The 25748-nt window shown below is 67.3% G+C and carries 27 protein-coding genes, 1 tRNA gene and 1 other RNA gene; 18 read left to right on the top strand and 11 right to left on the bottom strand.

Going from position 1 to position 25748, the window contains the following annotated elements:
- Positions 1-70: 70 nt before the first annotated feature.
- Entirely contained in the window at positions 71-682 is a 612-nt protein-coding gene (locus tag AC5592_RS04920; RefSeq protein WP_063063571.1) for a TetR/AcrR family transcriptional regulator, read from the bottom strand.
- Positions 683-813: 131 nt separating this feature from the next.
- Between AC5592_RS04920 and AC5592_RS04915 the strand changes: the two genes are divergently transcribed.
- Complete coding sequence (locus AC5592_RS04915; protein WP_036497172.1) at positions 814-1311, top strand: nitroreductase family deazaflavin-dependent oxidoreductase; 498 nt, start codon at positions 814-816, stop codon at positions 1309-1311.
- A gap of 60 nt (positions 1312-1371) precedes the next feature.
- On the opposite strand, the gene AC5592_RS04910 is transcribed toward AC5592_RS04915, so the two are convergent.
- Both AC5592_RS04910 and AC5592_RS04905 read right to left on the bottom strand, forming a co-directional pair.
- Positions 1372-1456 (bottom strand) — tRNA-Ser (locus AC5592_RS04910).
- A 44-nt stretch (positions 1457-1500) separates the two neighbouring features.
- The gene (locus AC5592_RS04905) at positions 1501-2469 is read right to left on the bottom strand and encodes a hypothetical protein (RefSeq protein WP_157121592.1); all 969 of its coding nucleotides are present in this window, start codon (positions 2467-2469) and stop codon (positions 1501-1503) included.
- Between the two features lie 107 nt (positions 2470-2576).
- Here AC5592_RS04905 and ffs point away from each other — a divergent pair.
- Together ffs and AC5592_RS04895 are read left to right on the top strand one after the other, a co-directional pair.
- Positions 2577-2671: signal recognition particle sRNA small type (ffs, locus tag AC5592_RS04900), an RNA gene on the top strand.
- A 125-nt stretch (positions 2672-2796) separates the two neighbouring features.
- Positions 2797-4083, top strand: a complete 1287-nt coding sequence (locus AC5592_RS04895; protein ID WP_036497175.1) for an aspartate aminotransferase type Ic — start codon at positions 2797-2799, stop codon at positions 4081-4083.
- 51 nt (positions 4084-4134) lie between these two features.
- Here the strand turns inward: AC5592_RS04895 and AC5592_RS04890 are convergent, their stop codons facing one another.
- Positions 4135-4974, bottom strand: coding sequence for a methyltransferase domain-containing protein (locus tag AC5592_RS04890; RefSeq protein WP_036497176.1), 840 nt, complete (start codon positions 4972-4974; stop codon positions 4135-4137).
- A gap of 140 nt (positions 4975-5114) precedes the next feature.
- On the opposite strand from AC5592_RS04890, the gene AC5592_RS04885 reads away from it, so the two are divergent.
- Positions 5115-5702, top strand: coding sequence for an HhH-GPD-type base excision DNA repair protein (locus AC5592_RS04885; RefSeq protein WP_063063569.1), 588 nt, complete (start codon positions 5115-5117; stop codon positions 5700-5702).
- 15 nt (positions 5703-5717) lie between these two features.
- Here the strand turns inward: AC5592_RS04885 and AC5592_RS04880 are convergent, their stop codons facing one another.
- Entirely contained in the window at positions 5718-6473 is a 756-nt protein-coding gene (locus AC5592_RS04880; RefSeq protein WP_063063680.1) for an SDR family NAD(P)-dependent oxidoreductase, read from the bottom strand.
- Positions 6474-6683: 210 nt separating this feature from the next.
- Complete coding sequence (locus tag AC5592_RS04875; protein WP_063063568.1) at positions 6684-7835, bottom strand: LLM class flavin-dependent oxidoreductase; 1152 nt, start codon at positions 7833-7835, stop codon at positions 6684-6686.
- 174 nt (positions 7836-8009) lie between these two features.
- Here AC5592_RS04875 and AC5592_RS04870 point away from each other — a divergent pair, with 174 nt between their 5' ends.
- Together AC5592_RS04870 and AC5592_RS04865 are read left to right on the top strand one after the other, a co-directional pair.
- Entirely contained in the window at positions 8010-8705 is a 696-nt protein-coding gene (locus tag AC5592_RS04870) for a DUF8020 domain-containing protein (protein ID WP_036497195.1), read from the top strand.
- Between the two features lie 228 nt (positions 8706-8933).
- Entirely contained in the window at positions 8934-9650 is a 717-nt protein-coding gene (locus AC5592_RS04865; protein ID WP_036497197.1) for a DUF8020 domain-containing protein, read from the top strand.
- Positions 9651-9748: 98 nt separating this feature from the next.
- On the opposite strand, the gene bla is transcribed toward AC5592_RS04865, so the two are convergent.
- Positions 9749-10699: a class A beta-lactamase gene (gene bla, locus AC5592_RS04860; RefSeq protein ID WP_063063567.1), complete on the bottom strand. Its 951-nt coding sequence runs from the start codon at positions 10697-10699 to the stop codon at positions 9749-9751.
- A gap of 141 nt (positions 10700-10840) precedes the next feature.
- Here bla and AC5592_RS04855 point away from each other — a divergent pair, with 141 nt between their 5' ends.
- The 8 genes from AC5592_RS04855 (at position 10841) to AC5592_RS04820 (ending at position 19958) form a co-directional block, all read left to right on the top strand.
- Complete coding sequence (locus AC5592_RS04855) at positions 10841-11737, top strand: LysR family transcriptional regulator (protein ID WP_232329226.1); 897 nt, start codon at positions 10841-10843, stop codon at positions 11735-11737.
- The gene (locus AC5592_RS04850) at positions 11727-12647 is read left to right on the top strand and encodes a serine hydrolase (protein WP_232329199.1); all 921 of its coding nucleotides are present in this window, start codon (positions 11727-11729) and stop codon (positions 12645-12647) included. Before AC5592_RS04855 ends, AC5592_RS04850 begins: the two co-directional genes overlap by 11 nt.
- 84 nt (positions 12648-12731) lie before the next feature.
- Entirely contained in the window at positions 12732-13952 is a 1221-nt protein-coding gene (locus AC5592_RS04845) for an acyl-CoA dehydrogenase family protein (protein ID WP_063063566.1), read from the top strand.
- A complete protein-coding gene (locus AC5592_RS04840; RefSeq protein ID WP_063063679.1) occupies positions 13949-15379 on the top strand; it encodes an LLM class flavin-dependent oxidoreductase in 1431 nt (476 codons plus the stop codon). Before AC5592_RS04845 ends, AC5592_RS04840 begins: the two co-directional genes overlap by 4 nt.
- 78 nt (positions 15380-15457) lie before the next feature.
- Positions 15458-16837: a styrene monooxygenase/indole monooxygenase family protein gene (locus tag AC5592_RS04835; RefSeq protein WP_036497205.1), complete on the top strand. Its 1380-nt coding sequence runs from the start codon at positions 15458-15460 to the stop codon at positions 16835-16837.
- Between the two features lie 203 nt (positions 16838-17040).
- Positions 17041-18159 carry a dimethylsulfone monooxygenase SfnG gene (sfnG, locus tag AC5592_RS04830; RefSeq protein WP_036497235.1) on the top strand — a complete coding sequence of 373 codons (1119 nt, stop codon included), beginning with the start codon at positions 17041-17043 and terminating at the stop codon, positions 18157-18159.
- Complete coding sequence (locus AC5592_RS04825; protein WP_063063565.1) at positions 18156-19397, top strand: SfnB family sulfur acquisition oxidoreductase; 1242 nt, start codon at positions 18156-18158, stop codon at positions 19395-19397. Before sfnG ends, AC5592_RS04825 begins: the two co-directional genes overlap by 4 nt.
- A 36-nt stretch (positions 19398-19433) precedes the next feature.
- Positions 19434-19958 carry a flavin reductase family protein gene (locus AC5592_RS04820; protein WP_036497209.1) on the top strand — a complete coding sequence of 175 codons (525 nt, stop codon included), beginning with the start codon at positions 19434-19436 and terminating at the stop codon, positions 19956-19958.
- Here AC5592_RS04820 and AC5592_RS04815 read toward each other — a convergent pair.
- On the bottom strand, positions 19941-20567 hold the full coding sequence (locus AC5592_RS04815; RefSeq protein WP_063063564.1) for a hypothetical protein: 627 nt from the start codon (positions 20565-20567) through the stop codon (positions 19941-19943). The two genes, AC5592_RS04820 and AC5592_RS04815, sit on opposite strands and share 18 nt — an antisense overlap.
- 154 nt (positions 20568-20721) lie before the next feature.
- Positions 20722-21342, bottom strand: a complete 621-nt coding sequence (locus tag AC5592_RS04810) for a DUF8020 domain-containing protein (protein WP_063063563.1) — start codon at positions 21340-21342, stop codon at positions 20722-20724.
- Positions 21343-21608: 266 nt separating this feature from the next.
- On the opposite strand from AC5592_RS04810, the gene AC5592_RS04805 reads away from it, so the two are divergent.
- A complete protein-coding gene (locus AC5592_RS04805) occupies positions 21609-22322 on the top strand; it encodes a hypothetical protein (protein ID WP_157121590.1) in 714 nt (237 codons plus the stop codon).
- Here AC5592_RS04805 and AC5592_RS04800 read toward each other — a convergent pair.
- Positions 22316-23173, bottom strand: coding sequence for an SDR family oxidoreductase (locus AC5592_RS04800; protein ID WP_084506394.1), 858 nt, complete (start codon positions 23171-23173; stop codon positions 22316-22318). The genes AC5592_RS04805 and AC5592_RS04800 overlap by 7 nt on opposite strands.
- 298 nt (positions 23174-23471) lie before the next feature.
- Here AC5592_RS04800 and AC5592_RS04795 point away from each other — a divergent pair, with 298 nt between their 5' ends.
- The 3 genes from AC5592_RS04795 (at position 23472) to AC5592_RS04785 (ending at position 24410) form a co-directional block, all read left to right on the top strand.
- Positions 23472-23681, top strand: coding sequence for a hypothetical protein (locus AC5592_RS04795; protein ID WP_063063561.1), 210 nt, complete (start codon positions 23472-23474; stop codon positions 23679-23681).
- Positions 23682-23841: 160 nt separating this feature from the next.
- Positions 23842-24093, top strand: a complete 252-nt coding sequence (locus AC5592_RS04790; RefSeq protein ID WP_036497214.1) for a toxin HicA — start codon at positions 23842-23844, stop codon at positions 24091-24093.
- On the top strand, positions 24090-24410 hold the full coding sequence (locus AC5592_RS04785) for a type II toxin-antitoxin system HicB family antitoxin (RefSeq protein WP_223273316.1): 321 nt from the start codon (positions 24090-24092) through the stop codon (positions 24408-24410). The genes AC5592_RS04790 and AC5592_RS04785 overlap by 4 nt, the downstream gene beginning before the upstream one ends.
- Positions 24411-24449: 39 nt before the next feature.
- On the opposite strand, the gene AC5592_RS04780 is transcribed toward AC5592_RS04785, so the two are convergent.
- A complete protein-coding gene (locus AC5592_RS04780; protein ID WP_063063560.1) occupies positions 24450-25673 on the bottom strand; it encodes an arylsulfotransferase family protein in 1224 nt (407 codons plus the stop codon).
- Between the last annotated feature and the right edge of the window lie 75 nt (positions 25674-25748).

The following is a 25748-nucleotide window of genomic DNA, read 5'->3' as shown; positions in this document are numbered from 1 at the left end:
TCCTGTCCCTGCTCTGTCGACTCCGGCACATCACGAGACGCTCGCCGGCCGCGCGATGTGACACCGCCGGTTAGTGATCTACGTCACGACGACGATTCATGGCCGGGGCGACCCATGTCGTGAGATAGCGACGTAGTTCGGCGCCGCCCCGGGGCGGGCGACCCGGGTCCACGACGAACGACTGCACGATGCGGAGCATATGTTCGACGAGTTCGTCCAGATCGGCGCCGGACAATCCGGCCGCGGTCCAGTCGACGGCGAAGCGCTGCAGGATCGATCGGCCGAATGTCAGTGCGGTGTCGGAGGTTACGCCCGCGGAGAAGGCCCCGGCGCGGCCCGGGGTGAGCAGCAGGTTGAGATACTTCTCGTGCGGCAGCCGTTCGAGGGTGTAGGCGATCCCCTCGACCACCGCCGTCGCGGGGTCGCGGATGTCGCTCAGATGCTCGGCCAGCACATCGAGGAAATGCCCGGTCTGCGCGACGGCCGTCGCGGTCAGCAGGCTCTCGGCGCTGGGAAAGTAGCGGTACACGGTCTGGCGGGTGACGCCGAGTTCCCGCGCGACCTCGGCGATGCTGAATTCGCTGCCGGATCGATCGATCGCGGTGCGGGCGGCGGCGAGGATCCGCGCGACGGCTTCGTCGTCGTTCGCGGGCTTCGCCCCCGCCCAGCCATGTGTGCGCACCGATCGCCTGTCCCTTCCTCGAATCGTGGTCGACCGTACCGATTCCGCCGAGGTAGCGGCCCTCGGCTCTTGACCATACATATGGAACCAACTGTATGGTCGAGTGGAAGTCCCCGGACAGAAGGAAGACCATGCCGACGACGACGCCACCCCGTCCGAAACAACTCGATTCCCCGCTGCTGCCCAAGATCTTCAAGATCGTGGGCCGTGCGCAGGTGTGGACCTACCGGCGCACCGGCGGCCGCATCGGCGGTAAGTGGCGGATCGGGGCCGGCTTCCGCAAGCCGGTGCCGACCCTGCTGCTCGAACATCGCGGCCGAAAGTCGGGCGTGGTCTACACGACGCCGCTGCTCTACATCACCGACGGTGCGAACACCGTCATCGTCGCCTCGCAGGGCGGCCTTCCGAAGCATCCGCAGTGGTATCTCAATCTGCGCGCCGAACCCGACACGCACATCCAGATCGGACGGGACCGCCGTCCCGTCCACGCCGTCACCGCCGACCCGCGGGAACGGGCCCGCCTGTGGCCGCTGCTCGTCGACGCCTATGCCGACTTCGACACCTACCAAGCGTGGACCGAACGCGAAATCCCGGTGGTCGTCCTGCGTCCCCGCCCGGCCGGCCGCTGACTGCGGGGCTGCCGACAACAGGAAACGCCCGCTACCACTCGGGTAGCGGGCGTTTCGCGGCGGAGGATAGGGGATTTGAACCCCTGAGGGCGTTAACCCAACCCGCGTTCCAGGCGAGCGCCATAGGCCACTAGGCGAATCCTCCGCAGAGCAATATACCGGGTGGACCCCCCGCAACCGCAAACCGGGCTATTTGTGCAGGCCGGCGAGGGCTTTCTTCAATTGGTCCTTACAGGTGGTGCCGACGTCGTCGGTGTTGATGCTGCCCGCGGCCTGAATCCGCAGTTCCACCTTGACCGAGACGTTGGAGTCCAGGGCCGCGCAGGTGTAGTCGAGGGTGACGAAGCTCGAGTAGTTCTGCTGGTAGGCCGCGTAGTAGGCCTGGCTGCCGATACCGGCGATATCGCCGGAGGTGCGGCCGCTGCCGGTGGTCTTGGTGTCGTAGTTCTTCCAGCTGTTGAACTGCGGATCGCTGTATTTGCTCTGGAAGTCGGCCTCGAGGTCGATATCGGAGCCGTCGGTGCCGTACTTGCCGGCGCCGTCGTAGCGGGCGCGGCAGGTCAGGTTGCCGCCGCCGAAGCTGGAGTCGGGGGCGCGTTCGGTGTGCTCGGGAGCGTCCTTGGGCGTGGGCGCCCACTTGCGCAGGACCGTCGTATCGATCAGCGAGCAGGCGTCGGTGACATTGGCCATCGAGTAGTTGCCGTCGACACCCTTCTTGTCACCGAGCGGGCCCTTGCCTCCGCTCCCACTGCCGCCGGTGAGCGCGATCACGCCGATCACGATGCCGATCACCACGACCAGGCCGACCACGCCGCCGACGATCCACGGCGTGTTGTTCTTCCTGGGCGGCTGTGGATAGGCCGGCTGTTGGGCATAGGGCGGTGGGAACTGCTGCTGTGGATAATTCGGCACGGACGGCGGCTGCTGCCCGTAGGGCTGCTGCGGTGCGCCACCGTGGTAGGCGTCGAAACCCGCCCCCAGAACCGTCGGATCCGTACCGGTCACGGGTCCGGGCCGCCCGCCCATCACGGTCGGATCGGTACCGGTGAGCGGCTGCTCCGGAGCCGCCGGCGTCGACCACCAGTGCACGGTTTCGTTGGGCGGATGACCCTGTCCCTGATACTCGGGCCCACCGTGCGGTGGATTACTGCCTGTCACGTCTTTCCTCCGGTCCTGGCGCGGAAGCCCCCTCGAAAAATGTCGCAGGTGATCGTATCGACTCAGCCCGGATTCCACTCGAGTGGACAGTTGTGACTACACTGGCCGACGGATCCCGCGCGGCGCGCATCCTGTGAACTCCCCCAGGGCCGGAAGGCAGCAAGGGTCAACGGGCTCTGCCGGGTGCGCGGGGTCCCCTTACTTTCTCGGGGGAAATCTTCTTCACTGCCACGGGCCGCATCAGGCGGGTAACGTGGTCGGCTGGGTCCGCGCCAGAAGCGCACGATCCGTCAACCTGTTACCTCGCTGCTTGAAAGGCTGCTCAGGATGCCCCGGCAAACGCAGATCGGTTTGATGAGCCATGCGGAACTCGTATCGGAACACGAGACGCAGACCGCGAACTACGCGAAGCTCCAGACCGAGAAGCTCACGCTGGATCTGACGAGGGGTAAGCCCTCGTCGGAGCAACTCGATCTCTCCACCGGCCTGCTCGCCCTGCCGGGCGCCGACGACTACCGCGACGGCACCGGCACCGACTGCCGCAACTACGGCGGCCTGCACGGGCTGCCGGAGTTGCGTGCGATCTTCGGTGAACTGCTGGGCATTCCGGTCGAGAACCTCCTCGCCGGCAACAACGCCAGCCTGGAACTGATGCACGACGTGATCGTGTTCGCGATGCTGCACGGCACGGCCGATTCGCCGAGCCGCTGGGCCGACGAACCGATCAAGTTCCTGTGCCCGAGCCCGGGTTACGACCGCCACTTCGGGATCACCGAATCGCTCGGCGTGCAGATGATTCCGATCGCCATCAATCACGACGGCCCGGATGTGCACGCCATCGCGGAACTGGTCGCGTCCGACCCGCAGATCAAGGGTCTGTGGGCGGTTCCCAACTATTCCAACCCGACCGGCGTGAACTTCTCCGAAGAGGTTGTGCGCGAACTGGTTTCGATGCCCACCGCCGCGCCGGACTTCCGCCTGTTCTGGGACAACGCGTACGCGGTGCACCCGCTGACCGATACCGCCGCCCCGGTGTACGACGTCCTCGGGCTGGCGGCCGCGGCCGGAAACCCCAACCGGCCCTTCGTCTTCGCCTCCACCTCGAAGATCACCTTCGCCGGGTCCGGCGTCAGCTTCTTCGGCGCGTCCACCGAGAACCTGACCTGGTACCTGAAGTACGCCGCGAAGAAGAGTATCGGCCCGGACAAGGTGAACCAGCTGCGTCACCTGCGCTTCTTCGGTGATGCCGAGGGCGTGCGCCGGCATATGCAGGCCCACCGCGCGCTGCTCGAGCCGAAATTCAAACTGGTGCTGCGGATCCTGGAGGATCGTCTGGGCGCCTCGAAGATCGCCTCCTGGACCGAGCCCAAGGGCGGCTACTTCATCAGCCTGGATGTGGTCGAGGGCACGGCCGGGCGTGTGGTGGCGCTGGCCAAGGAGGCCGGAATCGCCCTGACCCCTGCGGGTTCGGCGTTCCCCTACGGAAAAGACCCGGAGGACAAGAACATTCGGATCGCCCCCAGTTTCCCGTCGCTCGCCGATCTGGAGAAGGCGATGGACGGTCTGGCGACCTGCGTCCTGCTCGCCGCGACCGAGAAGCTGCTGGAGAAGTAGCGGTGGCGCGGACCGGACAGCCGCGATGTGCGGCTGTCCGGCCGGAATCGGTTACTGCGGCTTGTGCGCCAGCACCGCGAACATCGTCACCGAGAGGTGAATGTCCCCGGTGCGCGCACCGGCTTCCAATTCCGCCAGCAATTCCCGCCGCTGCGCCTCGGTGATCGCCCCGCGCGCCTCCGCCATACCGGCGATGCGGGCCACCAGCGCACCGGCGCCGGCGCTCGCGTCCTGAACCAGCGCGTGCGAGCCGATATCGTCGACGACCAGCCCGGCTCGGGTGAGCAGGCCGGGCAGCCGCCGTCCCGAGAACGGGTTGGTGGTGTTGGTGATGAGGGTTTCGATCACCTCGTGCACGACCCGCCGGTCGCCGGGATGCACGATGGCGGTGCCCCAGTCGCTGTCCATGACGACGACGCGTCCGCCCGGTTTCAGCACCCGGGCGATCTCTCGTGCGGCGCGCTCCGGGGCGGTCAGATGCTGGAACACCCGCTCACACAGGGCGACGTCGAAGGTGTCACCGCCGAACGGCAGCCCGTAGGCATCGCCGGGGACGAACCGGGCGGGCGAATTGTGCTGGGCCGCACGGTGTTCCGCCCCGGCCAGCAGATTCGGATCGGGTTCGACGCCGACCGCGTCACCGGTCGGGCCGACGGCGTCGGCGAAGACCAGCACCTCCGAGCCGGTGCCGGAGCCGATGTCGACCGCGCTTTCGCCCGGAGCGACGGCCAGGGCGTCGTGCGCCCAGCGGCGTAGTCCGCGAATTCCGGGAAGTGCGGCCTGCAGATCGTGCACATCGATGAGTTGGTCGCGGCCCGCGCGATCGAAGCGGTCCGGCCTCAGTCCCGAGGATGAGGAATTGTCTGCCGAGGAGCTGTGTGTGGGCGCCATATCTTCCACCGTGGGTGTTGCCAGAGTGTCGGGCATGAAGATTCACCCTACGCGCGCAGAAAATCTACGGGTGGGTAGACATGTGAGTCCGGTCACGCCGGTCGGTGGGCGGATATTCGCCCGTCTGCGATGATCGATACATGGTGAGCCGCAAAGTGTGCCTCGCGCAGGAACCGGAGTCGGACAAGCTGTTGTCGGAGGACGACTTCGCCCTCTTGACCGGGATGCTGCTGGACCAGCAGTTTCCCCTCGAACACGCCTTCCGCGGTCCGAAGAAGATCGCCGACCGCATGAACGGTTTCGATATCCACCGGATCGCGGAGGCCGATTCGGAGGAATTCGAGGAATTGGGCGCGACCCCGCCCGCCATTCACCGCTACGGCCGGTCGATGGCCCGGCGCACCCAGGAACTGGCCCGATACGTCGTCGAACACTACGACGGCATAACCTCCGAGATCTGGACTCGCGACGATCCCGACGGCAAGGAAGTGCTGCGTCGGCTGAAGGAGCTGCCCGGCTACGGCGACCAGAAGGCGCGCATCTTCCTGGCGCTGCTGGGCAAACAACTCGGTGTGCGCCCGGCGGGGTGGGAGAAGGCGGCCGGTGCCTACTCGGAGCCGAATTCGCGCCGCTCGGCCGCCGATATCGTCGACAACGAGTCGCTGCTCGAGGTGCGGGCATTCAAGAAGCAGATGAAGGCCGCCGCGAAGGAAGCCAAGGCGAAATAGCTTCCGCCGATCCGGTTACTGCGCGGTGTATCCGCCGTCGACCAGGTGATAACTGCCGGTGATGAACGTGGCCGCATCGCTGGCCAGGAATGCGACCAGTCCCGAGACCTCCTCGGGAGTGCCCAGCCTGCCCAGGGCATGTTTCTGAGCGAGGAACGCCTGGGTTTCCTCGTCGAGGTTCGCCCCGAGCAGCGGCGTGTGGATGAATCCGGGTCCGACCGCGGTGACCCGCACGCCTTGGGCCGCGTATTCGAGGGCCGCGTTCTGGGTCAGGCCGAGCAACCCGTGTTTGGCCGTGACGTACGCCGAGGAATTCGCGAATCCGACGCTGCCGAGGATCGACGCCATATTCACGATGGCGCCCCCGCCGGCGGCCGCGACGGCCGGAAGTTGTTCGCGCAGTGCGTAGAACACGCCGTCGAGGTTCACCGACAGGACCTTGCGCCAGCCGTCCAGTGAATAGTCGCCGATCAGCGCGCTCTCGCCGCTGATGCCGGCGTTGTTGACCGCGATCCGCAGCGGTCCCAGTTCGGCGGCGGCCGCGACACTGCGCCGGACGGTCTCCGGATCGGAGGCATCGCCGGCGAAGCCGGCCGCCTGCCCGCCCGCACCGCGAATCTCCTCGACCACCGTATTCGCGTTGTCCTCGTCGAGATCGAACACCAGGACCGCGGCGCCGCTGCGCGCGAGTTCGTGCGCGACCGCACGTCCGATCCCGGAACCGCCCCCGCTGACTATTGCCGCACGGTTGCTTACGTCGTATACGGCCATGATCGACACCCTCTCCGAGACATCGGTTAGCTCATGTACGGGGTTTTGATCGCTCGTCAACGAGTGTAGCTATGAGTTAGCGACGGTATGAATCGCCCGGTGAGCATGCCGAGAGAGGGTCGGCCGAGTGCGCGGCAGTCCGCACGCCATCACGACCCTGGGCATCCGGCGTCCGCGCCGTGCTCGCGCGGACACCGGGCGTGCGGGTGACTAGCTGCTGCTCGCGGCGGCGGTGGCGAACGGCGTTGTGGTGACGCGGTTTTCGCGGTGGGCGGGCGGCTGCCACAGTCCGCGGCGCTGCAGGATCGGCAGGACACCTTCGCCGAACCAGTACGCCTCCTCCACATGCGGGTAACCGGAGAGGATGAACTGCGTGATGCCGAGGCGGGAGTATTCGATCAGCCGCTCGGCCACCTCTTCGTGCGAGCCGACCAGCGCCGTTCCCGCGCCGCCGCGCACCAGTCCGACACCGGCCCACAGGTTGGGTGCGATCTCGAGCCGATCGGTGTTGCCGCCGTGCAGTTCCAGCATCCGCCGCTGGCCCTCGGATTCACTCTGGGCCAGATTCGCCTGCACCCGTTCGATATCCGCCGGGTTCACCGCCTCCAGCAGGCGATCGGCCTCGGCCCAGGCCTGCTCCGACGTGTCGCGGGAGATCACGTGGATGCGCAGGCCGTAATCGAGAATGCGGCCCTCGTCCACCGCGAGCCGGCGGATCCACTCCAGCTTCTTGCTCACCGCGAACAGCGGCTCACCCCAGGTGAGGTAGGTGTCGGTGTAGCGGGCGGCCACCGGTCCGGCAGCGGCCGAGGAACCGCCGAAGAACACCGGGGGAATCGGGTCCGGCCGGTTGTTCAGTTGCGCGTTGCGCACCTGAAGGTGCTTGCCTTCGAACGTCACCGGAGCGTCGGACTCCCACAGCTCGCGCACGATGTGCAGGAATTCACCGGTGCGCTCGTAGCGCTGTTCCTTGTCCAGGAAGTCGCCGTAGGCCTGCTGTTCGTGTGGCTCGCCGCCGGTCACCACGTTCAGCAACAGCCGTCCGCGCGAATGCCGCTGGAAGGTTCCGGCCATCTGTGCGGCCAGCGTGGGGCTCACCACACCGGGCCGGAACGCGACCAGGAATTTCAGGGTTTCGGTGGTCTCCACCAGCATGGCCGTCGTCAGCCAGGCGTCCTCACACCATGCGCCCGTCGGTGTCAGCACCGCCTCGAAGCCGTTCTCCTCCGCCGCACCCGCGATCTGGTTCAGATAGCGCAGCGAGGCCGGACGGTCGCCCGACATCGAGGTGCCGTGTCCGCCCGCGACCAGATTGCGGGAATCGCCATAGGTGGGAAGAAACCAGTGGAACGAAAGGCTCATTTCGGACATGATGGCCGACGACCGGCAGTGAGTCACCGGTTGTAATCGGGCTGGTTCTTAATCTGGCCCATCCGCATCGAACGCCCGCAAACTCCACCGATGCCGTGTGTCTGTGCCGGACACGGCAACCTGTGCTGCCGCGTGCCGGCAGTCGGAAAGTCGAGGAATCAAGCAGTGAAGATGAGGAAATTCGCCGTGCTCACGGCGCTGGTCGCGACAACGTTGGGTGCGCTGGCGGGGACGGTTCAGGCCGCTCCGGCCGCCGACGACGGCGTGGTGAACTATCAGGCGAGGTCCACCGAGAACGCGGCGATCGTTTCGACCGACGCCGGGTCGATGGACGTCGAGGACGGCGTATTCAAGATCAAGGCCGCCAACGGAACCACCGTGGCCGGAACCCCGTTGACGTTCCGGGTCGACGATTTCGAGTTCCCGATCGCGGCCGACATCTCCGGTCGCACGGCGACGCTGACCCCGCAGTTCGATCTGCAGCATGCGGTCTACAAGCCGGTCGCGCTCCCGTTCGAGGACAGCGCACCGTGGAAGACCCCCTACGAGCGTGAGGTCGCCGCCTTCACTCGTCTCAAGGACACCATCGCCACCGGCGCTGCCATCGGCACCGCGGCCGGCGGTATCGGTGGCGCGGTCATCGGCTGCATCGCCGGTGCTGCTATCGGTCTCGTTGCGACCGGTGCGCTGCTCGCGCTGTTCGGCGCGGGCCCGCTGGGCGGCTGTGTCGCCGGTGCCGCCGCGGTCGGCTTCCTGGGTGTGCTCGCCGGCCAGATCTTCGTGACCGCTCCGGTCGCGATCGGCGCCGTGATCCAGTACTTCTCCACCATCAACGAACCCTTCAAGGCCCCGGCCAAATGAAGCGGTTACCGGCCCCACCCCTGAGCCGGTAATTATTTCAGCGGTCGAATTAAAAGGACCTTCGCACTTTCGAGTGCGAAGGTCCTTTTTTAATTTGTGAGATTCGATTTATTTTCCCGGGTCGGCTATTCGAATCGACCTGGTTATTAACCTCGTCGCTTTTTGGCATTCACCACAAACTGGATAAAGCCGCTCCGGCGGAATGCAATGAGTGATGAGGAAAATGCAGTGAAGATGAGGAACTTTGCCGTGGTCGCGGCCACGGTGGCCGCCGCCGTCGGCGTGACCACCGGGACCGTGAACGCCGCGCCCGCCGTACCCGACGAGGGTGCCGTCAACTACCAGGCATCGACGAACGAGAAGTCGACGATCATATCCACCGACGCCGGTTCGCTGGACGTGGAAAATGGTGTTTTCAAGATCAAGGCCGCCAATGGGACGACCCTGGCCGGAACCGAATTGAAGTTCCGGGTCGATGATTTCGAATTCCCGATCGCCGCCGATATCGCCGGTCGCACCGCCACCCTGACCCCGCAGTTCGATCTGCAGCACGCGGTCTACAAGCCGGTCGCGCTCCCGTTCGAGGACCAGGCGCCGTGGAAGACGCCCTATGACCGGGAAGTGGCGGCCTGGACCCGCCTGACCAGCACCATCACCGCGGGCGCGACCATCGGCACGCTGGTCGGTGGTCTCACCGGCGGGGCGGTGGGCTGCTTGCTCGGCGGCATCGCGGGTGCGACCGTGGCCGCGGCCGCCATCGTCGGCCTGTTCGGCGGCTTCCTGCCGGCCGCGGTGGTCGGTTGCATCGGCGGCATCATCGCCGTCGGCGCGCTGGGCACGCTGGCGGGCCAGCTGCTGGTCACCGCACCGGTGGCGATTCTGGCGGTCGCCCAGTACTTCACCACCATCAATGCGCCGTTCAACCCTCCGGCTCCGGCCAAGTAGGGGAGAGCGGATCCCGCCGCGCACCTCGGGTCGATCGGCACCGACCCGAGGTGCGCGGCTTTGCGGAAAACCTGGTAGCGCACGGTGATTCGGCACGCTCAGCGCGGAATCGCAGTGCCGTCCAGGGTGGCGATCGCGATCGTGGCGGCACGGGCGATCGCCGCGTTGTCGTATTCGGCGTCCGGCCGATCGCGAGTGGACAGGATCGTCAGCACGATCGGCGCGCGTCCCGGCGGCCACGCCACGGCGATATCGTTGCGCGTTCCGTAGTCGCCGCCGCCGGTTTTGTCGCCGACCTGCCAGCCCGCCGGCGCCCCGGCCCGGATCAGCGCGGCACCGGTGGTGTTGGCACGCAGCAGACCGGTGAGCACATCGCGATCGTCGGCGGCGACCGACGGGTCGAGCACGTAGTGCCGCAGATCGGCGGCCAGCGCGCGCGGCGTACTGGTGTCGCGCTCGTCGCCGGGCAGGGCCTCGTTCAGCGTGGTCTCGGTGCGGTCCATCCGCGTGGTCGTATCGCCGACGGCGCGCAGCCGCTGCTGCAATCCCTGCGGACCGCCGAGTTCGGCGAACATCAGATTGCCGGCGGTGTTGTCGCTGAACCGCACCGCGGCGTCCATGATCTCCCGCACAGTCATGCCCTGGTCGACATGCTGTTCGGTGACCGGTGAATTCGGCACCAGATCGGCCCGGGTGTAGGTGACGCGACGGTCGAGTTCGGCGGGCGGGAGGGTGCTCAGCAGCGCGCCCGCGGCCAGCGCCTTGAATGTCGAACAATACGGAAACCGCTCGTCCGGCCGGTATTCGACGGCTCGGCCGGTTCCGGTGTCGAGCGCGTACACGCCCAGCCGGCCGTGCAGCCGAGCCTCCAGATCGCGGAATTCGGTCAGCGACTCGGCGGCGAGCGGAACCGTCGATTCGGGCGCCGTCGATCCGGGGGCGGTCGATGCAGGCGCCGCGCTTCGATCGGCACCGCAGGCGCTCAGCGGTATGAGGGTGGCAGCGGCCGCGACCAGCACGGCCGAGCGGGTGAAGCGAGGGGGCGTCATATGCGTTCCTTGTGGATCTGCGTTCCTTGTGGATCGATGGCGGTGAGCGCTCGCAGCAAGAGTGGCAGCCCTCGCGCATGCTGTCCAAGACACCTGTGGTGGTATCCATGCCGATTCGGCATAGACTGCGCGATCGTGGATATGGTCGCCGCCTGTAAGGCCTTCGTCGCGGTGAGCGGTCTCGGGAGTTTCACCGCGGGGGCCGCCGCCGCGCAGATCCCGCAGTCGGTGGCCAGTCGCCGGATCGCGGCGCTGGAACGGCACTTCGGCGCGCGATTGCTCGAACGGACCTCGCGTACTGCCTCATTGACCTCGTTCGGCCGCGATATGTTGCCGTCGGCGCGACGGCTGGTCGAGGCGGCCGAGGCCGTGGAGGAGCATGCCGAGCGGGCCCGTCAGCGCCCGTTCCGATTGGCGCTGCCCGCCATCTGCGGACCGGTGCCGCTGGCCGGGCTGGTCGCCGAATGCCGCCGCGCGCGGCTTCGGCTCGAACCGGAGCCCGCCGAGCCCGGCCGGCGCGCGGAACTCACCCGCACGCACGAAGTGCGTGCCGCGATTCTGGCCGTCCCCGCCGATCGCGGCATCTGGCGCGTGCCGTTGGGCCTGGCCGATGCCACGGGCCCGCACAGCACGCCGATCTACCTGGAAACCCTTCGGGTACTGCGGCTTTCGGAACAGCAGCGCCGGCGCAGCGTGTGGATACAGCCCGAGGACGATGTGCCGCACATCCGCGATCGGATCATCCGGCTGCGCGATTCGCTCGGCCTGCGCCCGGCCCAGGTGGTGGTCGCGCGGTCACTGATCACCGCGGTCGCCGAGGTGCTCGACGGCACCGATCTGCTGTTGTGCTCGCCCGCCCAGGCCACCGAACTGGGCCTGCACTGGCGGCCGATCGGGGAGTTGGAGCTCGCCAGGGGCTACGACATCGCGGCGGGATCACGCGAGGACGCGGACCGGATCCGCGCGCTGGGCGCCGAACCGATCGGCCGCTGTCTCGGTGTGCCGGGCAACGTCGACGCACGCGACGATGGGAACTGACATGGGCGTCTCGACCGCACTGCGACGCGCGCGCACGGAACTGCGCGACGCCGGACTCGACGGCTCCATCCTGGTGCGCGATCTCGACACCGGTGACGAGCTGGGTCTCGACGCCGACCTCGAATTGCCGATCGCCTCGCTGGTGAAGGTGCCGCTCGTGCTGGCGACGATGGAACGGGTGCTGCGCGGCGAGATCGACCCGGCGACCCCGATCCGGGTACTGCCCGGCCGCAGTACGGTGGCCGGTCCGACCGGGTTGAGCAGATTTCGCCATCCGGCGACGGTCGCGGTCGAGGATCTGATGTATCTGAGCATCGCGATCAGCGACGGGGGCGCCACCGACGCCCTGTTCGAGCTGACTCCGCCCGACGCGGTGACCGCCGAATTGCGCCGCCTGGGCCACGAGGGCATCGCGGTCCGGCATCTGGCCGACGATCTGGTGCGGACCCCGGCCGAGCAGTTCGCCCCCGGCGACGGTCACCTCGCCCACGCCCTGGCCATCGAGGCCGCGACGGCCGGACGCGGACATCCGGTCACACAACTCGACATCAGCCATGCCAATACCGGCACCGCGCGGTCGTTCGTCGATCTACTCGCCGAATTGTGGCGGCCGGTGCGGGTCCACCCCGACGCCGCAGCGAGAGTGCGAGAGTTCCTGTCGGACAACCTGTTACGTCAACGACTCGCCCCCGATTTCAGCTCCGACGCGACCCGGTGGTCATCGAAGACGGGCACCCTGCTGAATCTGCGGCACGAGGCGGGCGTAGCCGAACACGCCGACGGGCAGACCCTGGCCGTAGCCGTGCTGACCCGATCGCGGGTGCCCGCCGTGGTGCAACCCGGCGCGGAGGCCGCGATGGCGACCGCGGCGCGGATCCTGCACGACGAACTGCGGATGCGGCCCTCCTGAGGGCGACCGCAGCGTGTGACGGATAGTTATGTTCCCGCTGCGTGTAACGGGTGAGCGAAATGCGCGGCCGGGTCATCGTCGGGTATGGCCTCCACAGCACCGCAGCAGATCTCCGATCGCGACCTCGACGACATCTTCGACCCCGTTTTCGACCGCATCGCCGCCGGGGCGGTGGCGCGCGAGATCGACCGTCGCCTGGCCTACGAGGAGGTCGACTGGCTGCGTCAGGCCGGATTCGGCGCGCTGCGGGTGCCGGCCGAATACGGTGGCTTCGGCGTCAGCGTGCGCCAGCTGTTCCGGCTGCTGATCGAACTCGCCGCCGCGGAATCCAATCTGCCGCAAGCACTTCGGGTGCATTTCTCCTTCGTCGAGGATCAGCTGCTGGCCGAGCCCGGTCCCGCGCGTGAGCACTGGCTGCGCGCGGCCGGATCCGGTGCCCTGGTGGGCAATGCCATCACCGAACCGGGCATCGGCGCGGTCGACCGCTACCGCACCCGGCTGACCCGCGGCTCCGGCGACGACTGGCTGCTCAACGGCACCAAGTACTACAGCACCGGCTCGCTGTACGCGGACTACATCCTCGCCGCGGCCGATCGCGACGGGGAGCGGGTGTCGGTGCTGGTCGACGCGAATGCCGACGGGGTGCGGCAGAGTGACGACTGGGACGGCTTCGGCCAGCGACTGACCGCCAGTGGCACAACGGAATTCAACGATGTGCGGATCTCGGACGAGCGGGTGCTCGGCCCGGGGTACGGCGCGCCCGGCCGCACCTACGCCACCTCGTACCTGCAGCTGGTGCAGTTGGCGGTGCTGGCCGGCATCGCCCAGCGGGCCGAATCCGATGTGCGGGCGTGGGTCGCCGACCGCACGCGCAGCTACACCCATTCGGCGGCCGATCTGCCCCGCCACGATCCGCTGGTCCAGCAGGTGATCGGGAAACTGTCGGCGGCCGCCTTCGGGGCGCGCGCGAGCGTGCTGGCCGTGGCCGAGCTGCTGGACGAGGTGCTGGCGGCGGGCGCGCAGGACGACGCGGCACTGGACGCGGTCGAACTGGCCTCGGCCCAAGCGCAACTCGGTGTGATCGACACCGTGCTGACCGCCACCACTCAGCTGTTCGAGGTCGGCGGTGCCTCGATCACCTCCGAAGATCTGCGACTGGACCGGCATTGGCGCAATGCGCGCACCATCTCGGTGCACAATCCCGCCGTGCAGAAGGCGCGGGCGATCGGCGATCACCTGCTCAACGGAACCGAACTCCCCTACGCGTGGAGCGCGGGCAGCCGCGAGAGCCAGGTGCGGTCATGACCCGGCGGATCCGTTTCAACGCCTTCGATATGAACTGTGTGGCGCACCAGTCCCCGGGACTGTGGCGCCACCCCGAGGACCAGTCGCATCGCTACAAAGAGCTGAGCTACTGGACCGATTTGGCGAAGCTGCTGGAGCGCGGCCGTTTCGACGGGATCTTCATCGCCGATGTGCTGGGCATCTACGACGTATACGGCGGCAACGACATCGCCGCGCTGCGGCAGGGCGCGCAGGTGCCGGTCGCCGATCCGCTGCTGCTGGTCTCGGCGATGGCGGCGGTGACCGACCATCTGGGCTTCGGCATCACCACCGGTACCGGGTTCGAGCATCCCTTTCCGTTCGCCCGGCGGCTCTCGACGCTGGATCATCTGACCAACGGCCGCTTGGGCTGGAATGTGGTGACCGGATATCTGCCGTCGGCCGCCGCCAATATGGGTGAGTCCGAACATCTCGACCACGACGAGCGCTACAACCACGCCGACGAATACCTCGAGGTGTTGTACAAGCTCTGGGAAGGTTCCTGGGAGGACGACGCGGTCGTGCGCGACCGGGCGCAGGGCATCTACGTCGATCCGGCGAAGGTACATCACATCGGCCACGCCGGAAAGCACTTCACGGTACCGGGTATTCACCTCTCGGAGCCCTCGCCGCAGCGCACCCCGGTGATCTACCAGGCCGGCGCCTCACCGCGCGGCGTGGCCTTCGCCGCCGAGAACGCGGAGGCGATCTTCGTCGCCGCCCCCTCGAAACGCGTTTTGGGACAGACGGTCACCCGTATTCGCGACGCACTCGAAGCGGCCGGCCGCGACCGCTACGCGGCCCGGATCTACGCGCTCGCCACCATCATCACCGACGCCACCGACGAAGCGGCACAACGCAAGTACGACGAATATCGCTCGTATGCCAGCGTCGAGGGCGGTCTGGTGTTCATGTCCGGCTGGATGGGTATCGACCTGTCGCGCTACGGCCTCGACGACCCGATCGGCGAGGTGAACAGCAATGCGATCCTGTCCGCCGTCGCCGCGTTCCAGGAATTCGACGACGACGGCCGGGAATGGACCGTGCGGGATATCGCGGCCTGGGCCGGCATCGGCGGGATGGGCCCCGTATTCGTCGGATCGGGGACGACGGTGGCGGATCGGCTCCAGGAATGGGTCGACGAGACCGATATCGACGGCTACAACCTGGCCTACGCGATCACGCCCGGCACATTCGAAGATATTGTGCAGCACGTGATTCCGGTGCTGACCGAGCGTGGCGCCTATCCGAGTGAGTACGTCCCGGGCACCCTGCGCAACGCGCTGTTCGGCGCGGGCGACCGGCTGCCGGACGACCATCGCGGCGCGCGCTACCGGCTCGGTGGACCGGGTTCGACGGCGCTGCCGGACGAGCAGGTGCGCCCGCAGGCAGCCGTCACCGCGACCTGATCGATCGGCGGTGTGCGACATCGATTCCCGGTGATCGCAACTGTCAACGAAAGCCGTTGGCAAGCGCACTATTTCGGTATGACGAACGAGAATTCGAAACGCACCGCCGCCATCGTCGGCGCCGGCATCGCCGGTGTCACCGCCGCTCTCGGACTGCAGCAGGCCGGGTTCGACGTCACGGTCTACAGCGATCGCGATCAACGCGGTCTGCGTGACGACATCCCCGCCACCGGAACCGCGCTCATCTTCGGTGAGGCCCAGGCCGCCGAAACCGCCCTCGGACTCGACACCTACGTGAATCGGGCCCCGCAGCACACCGGACTGAGTGTGCGGATCGCGGGTCCGGGGCCGGAACGGCCCGAATTGATCGGATTCGACGGCGATTTCGACGGTTTCGTCGGCGTCGCGGTCGACACCCGCCTCAAGGTCGACGAGCGACTGACCGCATTCGTCGAGGCCGGTGGCCGCTTCGTGGTCGAGAAGGTGACCCCGGAGAGCCTGGACACCATCGCCACCGCGCACGATCTGGTGCTCGTCGCGACCGGTAAGGCCGGTTTGGCGGAGCTGTTCCCGATCGACACCGAGCGCACCGTCTACGACGCGCCACAGCGCAGCCTGCTCACCGTGACGGTGACCGGATTGGGTTACGAGCCGGAAGTTTTCGCGCACCGCAGCCCCTCCGGCGGGCAGCACAGCGGATTTTCCATCTTCGCCGAGCAGGGTGAGGCGTGGTGGGGTCCGTATCTGCACAAGGATGCCGGGCCGAGCTGGGCCTTCCTGGGCTGGGCGCGCCCGGGCAGCGAATGGGAGAGCCGGTTCGCCGCCGCCGATTCCGCCGAGTCGGCGCACCGTATCGTCACCGAGCTGTATCGGGACTACATCGACTGGGATCTGCCGGAAGTGCTGGCCACCAAGGTGATTGCCGAGGACCCGCACTCCTGGCTGAAGGGCGCGGTGCGTCCGGTGGTCCGGCACGGCGTCGGGCGCACGGCGGGCGGGCATGTCGTGGCGGCGCTCGGGGACACCGCGGTCGCCTACGACCCGATCGCCGGCCAGGGCGCGCAGAGCGGCCTCATCCAGGCGCAGCGGCTCGTCGCGGCCGCCTCCGCGCACGAGGGCCCCTTCGACGCCGAGTGGATCGAGGAGCAGTACAACGCGTTCCTGCTCGCCCGCTCCGACGCCGCGGCCAAGGTGACCCGCCTGTTCCTCGGCGATCCGGAACTGGCCGAGATCGGCAACCGGTTCTTCGCCGCCGCGGCCGTCGATCCGCGCGTCGCCTCGGTGCTGGTGAGCACCCTGCACAAGCCGCAGCCGCTGCTGCAGATCAACTCCCTCGCCGACGCGGACGCCCTGCTCGAGCAGATCACGGGTGAGGGCGCCGACGAGTTGGTGGCCCGCTTCCAGCCCGCGGGCCGATTCGAACGGTCGGGGTACGGCTCGGCGGTCGCGTCGGCATAACGGCGTTCACCGGCTCGGATGAGTGCCGCTGATCCGATCCTGAGGATTCAAACCCTCGTCCCCACCGGTCAGCGGTGTTGAAGTGGAGGTGCGCCGGGTGCACGGTTGCCGCACTCGGCGCACCGACCACGGAGCGCGCACCGTAACGAACAGCCCGGCCGTCGGCGCGACCGGGTGCGGATGTCCCAATCACAGGAGTGTCGATGACCACCGAGAAGATCGCCGAGCAGACTCAGTTCGCCTACTGGGTGCCCAACGTCAGCGGCGGGCTGGTGACCAGCACGATCGATCAACGCACCAGCTGGGATTTCGAATACAACAAGAAGCTGGCGCGCACTGCCGAGAACAACGGCTTCGACTACGCCCTCTCCCAGGTGCGCTACACCGCCTCCTACGGCGCGGAATATCAGCACGAGTCGACGTCGTTCAGTCTCGCCCTCCTGGGCGCCACCGAGCGGCTGAAGGTGATCGCGGCCGTGCACCCGGGGCTGTGGCATCCGGCGGTGCTGGCGAAATTCGGGGTCACCGCCGACCATCTGTCCGGCGGGCGCTTCGCGATCAATGTCGTATCCGGTTGGTTCGGCGGGGAGTTCACCGCGCTCGGGGAACCGTGGCTCGAGCACGATGAGCGGTACCGGCGCAGCGCCGAATTCCTCGAGGTCGTCCGCAAACTGTGGACCGAGGACGAGGTGAACTACGCCGGGGACTTCTACCGGATTCGCGACCTGACGCTGAAGCCCAAGCCGCTCAACACCCCGGAGCGGCCGAATCCCGAACTGTTCCAGGGCGGGAACTCGACGGCGGCGCGGCGCAACGGTGGCCGCCACGCCGACTGGTACTTCTCCAACGGCAAGGATTTCGACGGCGTCACCGAACAGATCGAGGACGTGCGCGCGGTCGCGCGCGAGCACAACCGCGAGGTCAAGTTCGGCCTGAACGGATTCATCATCGCCCGCGACACCGAGGCCGAGGCGCGCGACACCCTGCGCGAGATCATCGAGAAGGCCAACCGGCCCGCCGTGGAGGGTTTCCGCGACGCGGTGCAGCAGGCGGGCGCGTCCACGCGGGACGGCAAGGGTATGTGGGCCGATTCCACCTACGAGGACCTGGTCCAGTACAACGACGGCTTCCGTACGCAGCTGATCGGCACTCCCGAGCAGATCGCCGAGCGGATCGTCGCCTACCGCGATCTCGGCGTCGACCTGATCCTCGGCGGCTTCCTGCACTTCCAGGAGGAAATCGAATACTTCGGCGCCAAGGTGCTGCCGCTGGTCCGGGAGTTGGAGGCCCAGCGCGAACCCGAATTGGCGGCGAGTCGATGACTGCCGTCGCCGCCGCGCGGATCACCTCCGCCACCCAGGCTCACGAGACGGCCGCACGCCTGGCCGCGCAGTTCGCGGTCGATGCGGCCCGGCGCGACAGCGCCCGCGAATTGCCGCACCGGGAACTGGATCAGCTGTCGGCCAGTGGGCTGCTGGCCGTCACCGTGCCGGCCGAATTCGGTGGCGCGGATCTGGCGCCCGCACAGGTGGCGGAGGTGTTCCGGCTGCTGGCGGCGGCGGATCCGAATATCGCGCAGATTCCGCACAGCCATTTCGTCTATCTGAATCTGTTGCGGCTGGCGGGAACTCGGGCCCAGCGGGAACGCTATTTCGGGCGAGTGCTCGCCGGTGCGCGGATCGCGAACGCGCAGTCGGAGCGCACCAGCGCGACCATCGCCGAAATCGGCACCACCGTGCGTCCCGCCGACGGCGAATTCCGGATCGACGGCACCAAATTCTATTGTACGGGTTCACTTTTCGCGGATCTGCTGGCGGTGCTGACCCGTCTGGACGATCCCGACGGGCGCAGTGGTCTCGATCCCGGCGAGTACATCGCCTTCCTGCCCGCCGACACCGCCGGCGTGACGATCGTCGACGACTGGAACGGCATCGGCCAGCGCACGACGGGCAGCGGGACCGTGACATTCGATGACGTACGAGTGTCCGCTGACCAGTTGATTCCGCGGGCGGCGGCGGTGCGCGCCCCCACCGGTTACGGCGCCTTCGCGCAGTTGCTGCACGTCGCGATCGATGTCGGCATCGCCCGCGGCGCGCTGGACGCGGCCACGGACTTCGTGCGCACCAAGAGCCGTCCGTGGTTCGAGGCCGGGGTCGATCGGGCGAGCGAGGATCCGCTGGTGATCCAGCGCATCGGCGAGCTGGCGGTCACCGTGGCCGCCGCCGAGGCCACCTTCGAGGTGGCGGGCCGGACGGTGGATCGCGTTGTCGCGCTGACGAACAGCGGTGGCCTCGACACCGAGACCGCGGCCGCGCTCGCGGCGGAGGCATCGATCGCGGTCGCCACCGCCAAGATCACCTCGGACCGGGCCGCCAACGAGGTGTCCGCCGCACTGTTCGAGGTGAGCGGAACTCGCAGCGCCGCAGCCGATCTCGATCTGGACCGGTTCTGGCGCAATGCCCGCACGCATACGCTGCACGATCCGGTGCGGTGGAAGTACCAGCACATCGGGCGCGCGGTGCTCAACGGCACCCCACCCCCGTTGCACGGCGTCGTCTGATTCGACGGCCGCGAGTGAGCCGAGAAGTGGGTAACCATGTCTGATCTGATCGAAATACCCTCCGACAGTACGGGTTTGCGCCGCGCCTTCGCCCATTTCCCGAGCGGTGTGGTCGCGGTCTGCGCGGAGTTCGACGACGTGCCCGCCGGTTTGGTGGTGAGCACTTTCGTGCCCGTATCCCTGGATCCGCCGCTGGTGTCGTTCTGCGTGCAGAACAGCTCGACCACCTGGCCCAAGCTGGTCGGCGCGCAGCGCTTGGGTCTGAGCCTGCTCAGCGCCCACCAGGACGAGGCGGCGCAGCGGATGAGCAGCCGCCACGGTGACCGCTTCGGCGATGTCGACCTGCATCGGGGAGAGGGCGGTTCCATCTTCGTCGGCGGCGCGGCGGCCTGGTTGGAGGGCACCGTGCACACCCAGGTATCGGCCGGCGACCATCAGGTCGTCCTGGTGCAGATCACTCGCCTGGCGACGCGCTCCCAGCACGAACCGCTCGTGTTCCACGGCAGCCGGTTCCGTCGCCTGCATCCCGGCGCCGATCCGGCCTCAGCCGAGGTCGCGTAACCCGTCCGATCCCGGCCGCGAGGGCCGGAAACAGAGCCGCCGCCGCGGTCCGGGATCGGGAGCGGTGTGATCGAGCACCGAGGAGGCGAGCCCGCGCGCTCGCATTCCCGCGCGGTCCATGTCCTGGCTCAGCGCGTCCAGATGAATCAGCGTGTGCCGCAGCAGAATCGGTCCGATATCGGCCGGTTCGACGCACGCGTCGTGATAGGCCCGCACCGCACGGGGATCCTCGGTGAGTGCGGCGATGCCACCCAGGCGTACCCGTTGCGTCAATCCGGTCCAGATCCGCTCGTCCTCCGTGTTGCGCAGATCCCGCCAGCCCCCGCGGTAGTCCAGGTCGCGGATGATCGCGTCGGCCGGTTTGCCGGTCCGGGTCTCACCGACCACCGCCCAGAGCGCCAGCAGCCAGCTCAGGGCCCACAGAACGGTATCCGGCTCGCTGCGGTACAGCGTGTGCAGATCCGACCACGCCTCGTACTGGGTGAGCAGATTGGCCCAGTCGAAGACCAGAGTCTCGACCTCGCGCAGTAGCGGAGCGGGCAGGTCGTCGTCCGAGGGCCGCGCGATCTCGACCGCGCGCCCGGACACCGGATCGCGCAGTTCGACCATATCGGTCTCGCCTGTGGCGACCCATCTATGCGGTTCCCCGGCCATCCTTCGGATTGAGCCACGAATTCGGCGGGGGTGCAAGCAAAAACGCCTGAGAATTCGCCGAAACCGGTGTCGCGGCGCGGCGCGGTCCGCCCCGCGACACCGGCCCGGGTCAGGGTTGGCCGCTGACGACCGCGTTGACGGCGTCCACGAACGGCTGGCCGCCCATCGCGTATCCACCCGCGATCGCGCCGACCACCATCCCGATCGGCCCGGTGATGATGCTGAAGAAGCCCATCCCGAGTACGGCGCCGATCAGGCCGCCGAGCACGCCACCGGCCACCAGGCCGACGACGTTCTGATTGATTTCGTTGGTGAGCCGCGCCATCGAATTGATCGGCTGCATCTCGCCGATTTCGGTGGCGGTGGCCTTGGGCTCGAGCACGACCTTGTGCCCGTCGTCGCTGATGTGTTGCGCGACATGAACCGTGCTGCCGGCCATCCGGTACGTCAGCGGCACCGTGACGAGGTCGGTGCCGTTGTCGGACTTCAGGGCGACAGCCGTCGCGTCCTTGTCGACCTCGAACCGCCCGTTCTCGACGACGGTGGTCAGAACCCGCGAAAAGTCGCTGAGCACAGCGTGATAGGTGACTCCGCGGTCGGTTCCGGAGGTGGTGATCTCTTTGGCGGCGGCCGGTGGTGCGGCCGGGGGACTGGCGTTCACGGTTCCCGCGGTGATCCCGACCGTGGCCACCGCCAGGATCGAGGTTGCGGCGAACGTGCCGAACTTCATTCAGGATTCCTTCTCACGAGACTTCCGGCCGAACGGTCCGGACGGAAGCTGACAATAACGCGTCGAGCGCTTTTTGCCAGACTCGGGAATTACGAAACCTCTACGGCCGCAATGTTACACAATTGTGATCGTCGGGAATTAGTGAAAAAGAAAGGTTTCTATTTTCCGGTCTCCGGCTCTCGCCGTTGCCTCGACGTGAACGCCCGGATCGTGTAAGCATTTGCGAGGTCTGCAAATCCGCAAGTGTTCTTCGATCATCGTTCGGGGTGGTTCGAAGTGTTACCGCTCTGGAGGACGAGTACGTGTCGCGCCGACGTGTTCAAGCCGGTGTCACCCTGACGGGTTTCGTGATTGCCGCCGCGCTGTCGGCGGCATGTCTCATCGCCGCCGCGCTGTCGTTCACCGCCGGGCATCATTCGGACGAAACCCGCGCCGCGGCAGCGGTATCACCGACCACCACCGTCGCGCCCGTCGCCGCCGAGGCGCCGGTCCAGCCGACCGGCACCAGCGTTACCGCCTCGGCCCCGGACGAGCCGCTGGTGCTGAACAAGGGCGCCGATCAGAAGCATCAGGGTGAGACGGTGGCCGTCGGCGATTGTGTGGCCGCGGTCGTCGCCACTCCCGACGCCGGCGCTCCCGTCCAGAAAACCGCCTGTGCGGGTACGGATTCGCGTTACAAGATCACCGCCAAGGCCGTCGCGGGCGCGCACTGCCCGGCCGACGCCGACCGCTCGGTGACCGAGACGCTGCCCGGCGGTGCCACCGATACCCTCTGCCTCGACTTCAACTGGGTCACCGGCGCGTGCATGAATATCGCCGACGGCAGTCCCACTCCCGTCGACTGTGCCACCGCCGCGCCGGGCCGCGTGCGCGTGGTGGAAATCAAGAACGGCACCACCGACGTCAACAGCTGCTCCGACGGTGATCGCGGATTCGTCTACAACGAACGGCGTTTCGTAGTCTGCGTGACGCACTACTGAGCGCCGTGCGCCGGCGCCGGCAGCAATTTGCTGAACTCGCGGTTGGCGATTCGCGCCACCAGCTCGTACGGCCACGCGAACTTGCGGGCGAACCAGTACCCGATACGAATATCGGGTGAGGTGTGCACCAGGAAACGGTTGTGCCGGACACCGGCGATGATCCGGTCGGCCACCTTTTCCGGCGTGACCGCGTGCCCCTCGAACAGTTTCACCATCCGCCGCACCCGCGGATCGTCGCGATCCACACCGACGATCTGCACGGTGCCCACCAGCGGCGTGCGCACCGCCCCCGGCACCACCAGGCTCACGCCGATGTCGTGGCGCTCCAAGTCGAATCGCAGCACCTCCGACACTCCGCGCAGCCCGAATTTCGCGGCGCTGTAGGCGGCATGCCACGGCAGGGCGAGCAGCCCCGCGGCCGAGGAAACGTTGACCAGATGTCCCCCGCGCCCCGCCGCCACCATCGGCGGCACGAAGTTCTCGATGATGTGGATCGGGCCCATCAGATTCACATCGACCATCGACTTCCAGTGCCGGTGTTCGAGGTTCTCGACCGTGCCCCAGGTGGCGATGCCCGCGATATTCATGACCACGTCGAGGCTGCCGTACTCGTCGTGCACGCGCTTCGCCCACGTGGTCACCGCCTCGTAGTCGGAGACGTCGAGCACCTGCACCTCGAGCACCTCACCCCCGCCGGCGCGGATCCGGGCGGCCGTCTCGGCCAGTCCGTCGGCGTCGATATCGGTCAGCACCAGCCGCATCCCCGCCGCCGCGGCAGCGATCGCGGTCGCCCGGCCGATCCCGCTGGCCGCGCCGGTGATCAGGCACTTCCGGCCGGTCAGATCTTTCATCATGGTCTCCCCTTATTTACGAACACTGTTGTTCACAATAGAGGTTTTTCCGCGCGCCGCCAGGCACCCTAGGGGGCGTCTCGACCACCCCGTCCGCAAGTCCGTACTCCCGCACCGCAGTGTGCTCCCGTCGGCAAATTCCGCGTACCCCACGAATGCGTAATCCGTTGCGTGCTGACCTCGCGAAATCCCATGAGATGCGAATGTAACGCCAAGTTTGCTCGGGACGATCGAGACGTGTCATTACAACAACGAGCGAGGGGTAATTTTTGTGAGTATCACCCGATTTGCCTTCTCTGTGTTCGCCGCTGCCGCGGTGATCGGTGTCGGTGTGGGCGCCGCCGAGGCTGCCGCCCCCGCGGTCGCCATCGACGGCACGACGACTACCGATCCGTCGACCGGCACGGGTAGCGCGGCTCTGCTGCCGTCGCTACTACAGGCGCTGGCCTCCGGTAGCGCCCAGTCGGGCGGTACCACGACTACCACCACCACGGGGGCCAACGGCTGAGTCGCTACGGCGGAGAGCGGCCCCTCTCCTCGAACGAGGGTGCGGGGCCGCTTTCGGTTCGCCTCCGAGTACCCCCTGGACCCGGCCGCTGGTTCGGCCGAGCGCGCAGTACTGCGAAGCGACACACCGAAGTGATATCATATGCGATATCGTCCGCGGTATGACGGCCGAGGAGAAGATCGACAAGCTGGTGCAGAGGATGGCTGCCAACCCATCCAACGTTCGTTTCGCCGATCTACTCGCGGTGTGCGAACACCATTTCGGCAGTTGCCGACAGCGTGGAAGCCACTACGTGTTCTCGATGCCGTGGCCCGGAGACCCTCGCGTCAATATTCAGGCTGGTGGCGCGAAGGCAAAGCCGTACCAGGTCAGGCAGGTGCTGACCGCCATCGCGAAGAAGGAGGCGTTGTGAACCACTACTCGTATCGCGTGATGTGGTCGCCTGAGGACGGGGAGTGGGCCGGTACCTGCCTCGAATTCCCGTCCTTATCACATTTGGATGGCGATCCGCTCGACGCACTGCGGGGCATCGCCGACCTGGTGGAATTCGCGGTAGCAGACCTGGAGGCCAACGGCGAGCCGGTGCCGGTGCCGTTGGCCGATCGCACGTACAGTGGCCAGTTCCTGGTCCGCACATCCGCCGATATGCACCGGCGATTGACCATCGAGGCCACCGAGCGCGGGATCAGTGTCAACAAATGGGTCAACGAGAAGCTGGCCAGTGCCTGAGCGCTCCCCAGATGTGACGCGCCTGGTCGTGCCCAGCTCTCACTTCGGCGTCGGCGCCCAATCTGCCGGGAAGGCGCGATAGGTGCCCAGGGGCAACAGGGCGTCGTAGACCATGTCGCCCGTCGGGTCGAATTCCGAGATGTGCGGTGCCATGCCCCAGCCGACCAGGGTGTTGCCGTTGGGTAGCGGCTGGGCGTCGCCCATGGCGAAGGCGGTCAGGCCGTCGGGGTGGGTTTGGTTGCGTACCAACGTGGCTCGGTGGTTGTCGAGGTCCAGGTGGATCCACTGCACACTCGACACACCCAGCGTTTGGAAGCCGCTGGAGTTGTTGTTGAACAGGCGCAGGGTGCTGGGGTCGGCGAATTCCGCATCGTGCTGGAAGGCGAATGCGACGCCGGGGCCGAGATCGAAAGTCGAATGCAGTCCGCCGAGTTGCCAGTTGATCGCACCGGTGTGGATGTCCACGTCGTAGACGGTGGAGGTGTCGCGCATCGAGATCACCAGGTTGCCGTCGGGGTCCAGCGCGATCGAATTCATGTGGTACGGGTCGTAGGTATCGCTGCCGGGAAGTTTGCCGGGCGTGGTGGTGTCGGTGAGCGGGACGTGCTCGGCGGCGCTCCAGCGCAACAACACTCGCTTGGATGCCACATCGACCACCGTGGCGACGGTGTCGTACATCGTGCCGTTCTCCGGGCCGCCGATCGCGGACAGATCGGCGTCCACCTCCTGGTACGACGTGATCAGCGCTCGGCCGTCGGGAGTCAGGCGAAATTCGTGCACATCGCTGGGAGTTCCTCCGGCGTCGAGGGTTTCGATGACGTTGCCGTGTTCGTCGGCGATGTAGTCGGCGCCCGAACCGTGCCCGCCGACGGTCCCGCCCTGCCACCACGTCAGCACCCGCTTGCCCTGATAGGTCTGGGTGCGGAAATTGGAGACGTCCTGCCCGGCGGGCGGGGTGTAGCGCCAGACCTCGTGCCCGGCCTTGTCCACGACGATATTCGCCGGCGCGGTCGCCGGAACGGCCGATAACGCCTTGCCGGCCCCCGGAACCAGGGCCGCCGCACTGACACCGTTGCTGTAGTAGATGTAGCCGGGCGCGGCGGCCGGAGTATTCACCTCCACGGTGTATTCGGGTGCGCCGATCGGGAAAGTCGGCAGGGGCGCCGCGCTCGCGGTGAACGCCGTCGACGCCGCGCCGACTCCGACCGAAGTCGCGACCAACGTTGCGGCGGCGCGCCGAAGATTCCTCGCGATCCGGGTCATCAGTGTTCCTTTGCTGAATCGACCGACAGTTGCGCAGAGCGTAGACCCGATTTCCGCGGAGGTGATGAAGGCGGC

Origin of the sequence: Nocardia violaceofusca NBRC 14427 (assembly GCF_963869435.1) — a bacterium.
Lineage (GTDB): Bacteria > Actinomycetota > Actinomycetes > Mycobacteriales > Mycobacteriaceae > Nocardia > Nocardia aobensis.
The sequence above is the reverse complement of the archived record's forward strand: the minus strand, read 5'-3'. Positions and strand labels throughout refer to the sequence as shown.

Coding starts and splice junctions, on each gene's coding strand:
- AC5592_RS04915 (WP_036497172.1), top strand. CDS start 814: ATGCCGACGACGACGCCACCCCGTCCGAAACAACTCGATTCCCCGCTG.
- AC5592_RS04895 (WP_036497175.1), top strand. CDS start 2,797: ATGCCCCGGCAAACGCAGATCGGTTTGATGAGCCATGCGGAACTCGTA.
- AC5592_RS04890 (WP_036497176.1), bottom strand. CDS start 4,974: ATGGCGCCCACACACAGCTCCTCGGCAGACAATTCCTCATCCTCGGGA.
- AC5592_RS04885 (WP_063063569.1), top strand. CDS start 5,115: ATGGTGAGCCGCAAAGTGTGCCTCGCGCAGGAACCGGAGTCGGACAAG.
- AC5592_RS04880 (WP_063063680.1), bottom strand. CDS start 6,473: ATGGCCGTATACGACGTAAGCAACCGTGCGGCAATAGTCAGCGGGGGC.
- AC5592_RS04875 (WP_063063568.1), bottom strand. CDS start 7,835: ATGAGCCTTTCGTTCCACTGGTTTCTTCCCACCTATGGCGATTCCCGC.
- bla (WP_063063567.1), bottom strand. CDS start 10,699: ATGACGCCCCCTCGCTTCACCCGCTCGGCCGTGCTGGTCGCGGCCGCT.
- AC5592_RS04855 (WP_232329226.1), top strand. CDS start 10,841: ATGGTCGCCGCCTGTAAGGCCTTCGTCGCGGTGAGCGGTCTCGGGAGT.
- AC5592_RS04850 (WP_232329199.1), top strand. CDS start 11,727: ATGGGAACTGACATGGGCGTCTCGACCGCACTGCGACGCGCGCGCACG.
- AC5592_RS04845 (WP_063063566.1), top strand. CDS start 12,732: ATGGCCTCCACAGCACCGCAGCAGATCTCCGATCGCGACCTCGACGAC.
- AC5592_RS04840 (WP_063063679.1), top strand. CDS start 13,949: ATGACCCGGCGGATCCGTTTCAACGCCTTCGATATGAACTGTGTGGCG.
- AC5592_RS04835 (WP_036497205.1), top strand. CDS start 15,458: ATGACGAACGAGAATTCGAAACGCACCGCCGCCATCGTCGGCGCCGGC.
- sfnG (WP_036497235.1), top strand. CDS start 17,041: ATGACCACCGAGAAGATCGCCGAGCAGACTCAGTTCGCCTACTGGGTG.
- AC5592_RS04825 (WP_063063565.1), top strand. CDS start 18,156: ATGACTGCCGTCGCCGCCGCGCGGATCACCTCCGCCACCCAGGCTCAC.
- AC5592_RS04820 (WP_036497209.1), top strand. CDS start 19,434: ATGTCTGATCTGATCGAAATACCCTCCGACAGTACGGGTTTGCGCCGC.
- AC5592_RS04815 (WP_063063564.1), bottom strand. CDS start 20,567: ATGGTCGAACTGCGCGATCCGGTGTCCGGGCGCGCGGTCGAGATCGCG.
- AC5592_RS04810 (WP_063063563.1), bottom strand. CDS start 21,342: ATGAAGTTCGGCACGTTCGCCGCAACCTCGATCCTGGCGGTGGCCACG.
- AC5592_RS04800 (WP_084506394.1), bottom strand. CDS start 23,173: ATGAAAGATCTGACCGGCCGGAAGTGCCTGATCACCGGCGCGGCCAGC.
- AC5592_RS04790 (WP_036497214.1), top strand. CDS start 23,842: ATGACGGCCGAGGAGAAGATCGACAAGCTGGTGCAGAGGATGGCTGCC.
- AC5592_RS04780 (WP_063063560.1), bottom strand. CDS start 25,673: ATGACCCGGATCGCGAGGAATCTTCGGCGCGCCGCCGCAACGTTGGTC.